This is a genomic window from Lysobacter sp. DMC97 (genome assembly GCF_056313745.1).
Window position 1 is genome coordinate 1 of sequence record NZ_JBQUZR010000012.1, and the last position, 5,189, is coordinate 5,189.

Sequence of the window (5,189 nt, forward strand, 5' to 3'; positions counted from 1 at the left end):
GAAGCAGCGCTCACGCTCTCATTGGGTCTTGGGACGTAACGAGGTTGTGCCGAACGTCGACGTGTCGGTCGAGGTAAGGCGACTTGAGGTTATATGGTCAAGCCACACGGATCATTAGTACAGGTTAGCTCAACGCATTGCTGCGCTTACACACCCTGCCTATCAACCACCTAGTCTTGATGGTTCCTTCAGGGGGCTTGTGCCCCGGGAGATCTCATCTTGAGGCGCGCTTCCCGCTTAGATGCTTTCAGCGGTTATCGCTTCCGAACATAGCTACCCGGCAGTGCCACTGGCGTGACAACCGGAACACCAGAGGTTCGTCCACTCCGGTCCTCTCGTACTAGGAGCAGCCCCTCTCAAATCTCCAACGCCCACGACAGATAGGGACCGAACTGTCTCACGACGTTCTGAACCCAGCTCGCGTACCACTTTAAATGGCGAACAGCCATACCCTTGGGACCGACTACAGCCCCAGGATGTGATGAGCCGACATCGAGGTGCCAAACACCGCCGTCGATATGAACTCTTGGGCGGTATCAGCCTGTTATCCCCGGAGTACCTTTTATCCGTTGAGCGATGGCCCTTCCATACAGAACCACCGGATCACTAAGACCTACTTTCGTACCTGCTTGAGCCGTCGCTCTTGCAGTCAAGCACGCTTATGCCTTTGCACACAGTGCGCGATGTCCGACCGCGCTGAGCGTACCTTCGTGCTCCTCCGTTACTCTTTAGGAGGAGACCGCCCCAGTCAAACTACCCACCATACACGGTCCCCGACCCGGATTACGGGCCCAGGTTAGAACGTCAAGCACATCAGGGTGGTATTTCAAGGTTGCCTCCACGACAGCTAGCGCCATCGCTTCAAAGGCTCCCACCTATCCTACACAGACGAACTCAACGTTCAGTGTAAAGCTATAGTAAAGGTTCACGGGGTCTTTCCGTCTTGCCGCGGGAACGCTGCATCTTCACAGCGATTTCAATTTCACTGAGTCTTGGGTGGAGACAGCGCCGCTGTCGTTACGCCATTCGTGCAGGTCGGAACTTACCCGACAAGGAATTTCGCTACCTTAGGACCGTTATAGTTACGGCCGCCGTTTACTGGGGCTTCGATCAAGAGCTTCGCTTGCGCTGACCCCATCACTTAACCTTCCAGCACCGGGCAGGCGTCACACCCTATACGTCCACTTTCGTGTTTGCAGAGTGCTGTGTTTTTGATAAACAGTCGCAGCGGCCTGGTCACTGCGGCCCTCCCCAGCTATTCACCATGGAGGGCGTACCTTCTCCCGAAGTTACGGTACTATTTTGCCTAGTTCCTTCACCCAAGTTCTCTCAAGCGCCTGAGAATTCTCATCCTGCCCACCTGTGTCGGATTACGGTACGGTCTGCGTAAGCTGAAGCTTAGGAGCTTTTCCTGGAAGCGTGATATCAGCAGCTTCGCCCGATAGGGCTCGTCCTTGGTCTCAACGTTGCGCTCCCGGATTTGCCTAAGAGCACCGCCTCAACCCTCTCACCGGGACAACCAACGCCCGGCCTGCTTAACCTTCTCCGTCCCTCCATCGCACTTACGCGAGGTGCTGGAATATTAACCAGCTTCCCATCGACTACGCATTTCTGCCTCGCCTTAGGGGCCGACTCACCCTGCGCCGATTAACGTTGCGCAAGGAAACCTTGGGCTTTCGGCGTGCGGGCTTTTCACCCGCATTATCGTTACTCATGTCAGCATTCGCACTTCCGATACCTCCAGCAGACTTCTCAATCCACCTTCACAGGCTTACGGAACGCTCCTCTACCGCGCACGCAGAGCGTGCACCCCAAGCTTCGGTTTACCGCTTAGCCCCGTTAAATCTTCCGCGCAGACCGACTCGACCAGTGAGCTATTACGCTTTCTTTAAAGGGTGGCTGCTTCTAAGCCAACCTCCTGGCTGTCTGTGCCTTTCCACATCGTTTTCCACTTAGCGGTAATTTGGGACCTTAGCTGTGGGTCTGGGTTGTTTCCCTTTTCACGACGGACGTTAGCACCCGCCGTGTGTCTCCCATGCAGTCTGTCCTGGTATTCGGAGTTTGCCATGGTTTGGTAAGTCGCAATGACCCCCTAGCCATAACAGTGCTCTACCCCCAGGAAGATTCACATGAGGCGCTACCTAAATAGCTTTCGAGGAGAACCAGCTATCTCCGGGTTCGATTAGCTTTTCACTCCTAATCACACCTCATCCCCTACCTTTGCAACGGGAGTGGGTTCGGGCCTCCAGTTGATGTTACTCAACCTTCACCCTGGGCATGACTAGATCACCCGGTTTCGGGTCTACTGCCTGCGACTATGCGCCCTGTTCAGACTCGGTTTCCCTTCGCCTCCCCTATACGGTTAAGCTCGCCACAGACAGTAAGTCGCTGACCCATTATACAAAAGGTACGCCGTCACCCTTGCGGGCTCCGACTGCTTGTACGCACACGGTTTCAGGGTCTATTTCACTCCCCTCGCCGGGGTTCTTTTCGCCTTTCCCTCACGGTACTGGTTCACTATCGGTCGGTCAGTAGTATTTAGCCTTGGAGGATGGTCCCCCCATGTTCAGACAGGGTTTCACGTGCCCCGCCCTACTCAATTTCATCGATCGAGCCCTTTCACATACAGGGCTATCACCTTCTATGGCCGGCCTTTCCAGACCGTTTTGCTAGAACTCGATCGACTTTTGGGCTAGTCCCCGTTCGCTCGTCGCTACTCAGGGAATCTCGGTTGATTTCTTTTCCTACGGTTACTTAGATATTTCAGTTCACCGCGTTCGCCTCCAGCAGCTATGTATTCACTGCAGGATACCCTTTCGGGTGGGTTTCCCCATTCGGACATCGCCGGATCAAAGCTTGTTGCCAGCTCCCCGACGCTTTTCGCAGGCTACCACGTCCTTCATCGCCTCTGACCGCCAAGGCATCCACCGTGTGCGCTTATTCGCTTGACCATATAACCTCGAGTCGCCTCAAGGTCATGCCGTCGCGAATCTCAACGACTTATCACTTCAATAAAGCATCTCTCGATGCTCGCCTTAGCCTCTTTCGACACGTCTGGACATTCGTCTCAAACGCTCGTTACGTCCCAAGTTTTCAAAGATCTTCGCCCGGCCACAGTGCCAGGCGAATTCAATTTAAGTGTGCGCGACTTTCATCCAAAGCTGTTTGGTGGGTCTGGGAGGACTCGAACCACCGACCTCACCCTTATCAGGGGTGCGCTCTAACCACCTGAGCTACAGACCCGTTCATGCGTCTAAGCCAGATGGTGGAGCCAGTCGGGATCGAACCGACGACCCCCTGCTTGCAAAGCAGGTGCTCTCCCAGCTGAGCTATGGCCCCGTGTGCACGTCGGCTCTTCGCCGGTGCGGGACGCTTTGGATGCAGGTCACTTGTGCGGACGTCCGACAGGCAATTTGCTGTCTTTAGTCTCTAAAGGAGGTGATCCAGCCGCACCTTCCGATACGGCTACCTTGTTACGACTTCACCCCAGTCATCGGCCACACCGTGGCAAGCGCCCCCCTTGCGGTTAAGCTACCTGCTTCTGGTGCAACAAACTCCCATGGTGTGACGGGCGGTGTGTACAAGGCCCGGGAACGTATTCACCGCAGCAATGCTGATCTGCGATTACTAGCGATTCCGACTTCATGGAGTCGAGTTGCAGACTCCAATCCGGACTGAGATGGGGTTTCTGGGATTGGCTCACCCTCGCGGGTTTGCAGCCCTCTGTCCCCACCATTGTAGTACGTGTGTAGCCCTGGCCGTAAGGGCCATGATGACTTGACGTCATCCCCACCTTCCTCCGGCTTGTCGCCGGCGGTCTCCTTAGAGTTCCCACCATTACGTGCTGGCAACTAAGGACAAGGGTTGCGCTCGTTGCGGGACTTAACCCAACATCTCACGACACGAGCTGACGACAGCCATGCAGCACCTGTCTCACGGTTCCCGAAGGCACCAATCCATCTCTGGAAAGTTCCGTGGATGTCAAGGCCAGGTAAGGTTCTGCGCGTTGCATCGAATTAAACCACATACTCCACCGCTTGTGCGGGCCCCCGTCAATTCCTTTGAGTTTCAGTCTTGCGACCGTACTCCCCAGGCGGCGAACTTAACGCGTTAGCTTCGATACTGAGTGCCTAGTTGCACCCAACATCCAGTTCGCATCGTTTAGGGCGTGGACTACCAGGGTATCTAATCCTGTTTGCTCCCCACGCTTTCGTGCCTCAGTGTCAGTGCTGGTCCAGATGGCCGCCTTCGCCACAGATGTTCCTCCCGATCTCTACGCATTTCACTGCTACACCGGGAATTCCGCCATCCTCTACCGCACTCTAGCTCGCCAGTATCCAATGCAATTCCCAGGTTGAGCCCAGGGCTTTCACATCAGACTTAACGAACCACCTACGCACGCTTTACGCCCAGTAATTCCGAGTAACGCTTGCACCCTTCGTATTACCGCGGCTGCTGGCACGAAGTTAGCCGGTGCTTATTCTTCCGGTACCGTCAGAACACCGAAGTATTAATCCAGTGCTTTTCTTTCCGGACAAAAGGGCTTTACAACCCGAAGGCCTTCTTCACCCACGCGGCATGGCTGGATCAGGCTTGCGCCCATTGTCCAATATTCCCCACTGCTGCCTCCCGTAGGAGTCTGGACCGTGTCTCAGTTCCAGTGTGGCTGATCATCCTCTCAGACCAGCTACCGATCGTCGCCTTGGTGGGCCATTACCCCGCCAACTAGCTAATCGGACATCGGCTCATCTAATCGCGCGAGGTCTTGCGATCCCCCGCTTTCACCCGTAGGTCGTATGCGGTATTAGCGTAAGTTTCCCTACGTTATCCCCCACGACTAGGCAGATTCCGATGTATTCCTCACCCGTCCGCCACTCGCCACCCACAGTATTGCTACTGCTGTGCTGCCGTTCGACTTGCATGTGTTAGGCCTGCCGCCAGCGTTCACTCTGAGCCAGGATCAAACTCTTCACTTAAACTTTTCGGACCGAAGTCCTAATGCTTTGAGTGCAGCGTCGTCACCAGCTCCAAATTACTCACTGCATTTGCATGCTTTGAATTGACTTGGTTCTGTTACGAACGTCTGCAAGATGGACAACCATCCACCTGCCAGACGCCCGCACAAGTCACCTGCGCACACTGTCAAAGAACTCAAGAATCGGCCTCAGCGCCTCATCTTTTTTGTTTCG

General features: G+C 55.0%; 2 tRNA genes and 2 rRNA genes. All 4 read right to left on the bottom strand.

The annotated features are described in order from the left end of the window. Positions 1–93: 93 nt before the first annotated feature. Positions 94–2,951, bottom strand: a 23S ribosomal RNA gene (locus ACT53Q_RS19060). Positions 2,952–3,166: 215 nt separating this feature from the next. Further along, positions 3,167–3,243 (bottom strand) — tRNA-Ile (locus ACT53Q_RS19065). Positions 3,244–3,263: 20 nt separating this feature from the next. Further along, positions 3,264–3,339 (bottom strand) — tRNA-Ala (locus ACT53Q_RS19070). Positions 3,340–3,431: 92 nt separating this feature from the next. Continuing rightward, positions 3,432–4,976: ribosomal RNA gene (locus ACT53Q_RS19075) — 16S ribosomal RNA — on the bottom strand. The 16S and 23S rRNA genes sit together here with 2 tRNA genes alongside, the layout of an rRNA operon. Between the last annotated feature and the right edge of the window lie 213 nt (positions 4,977–5,189).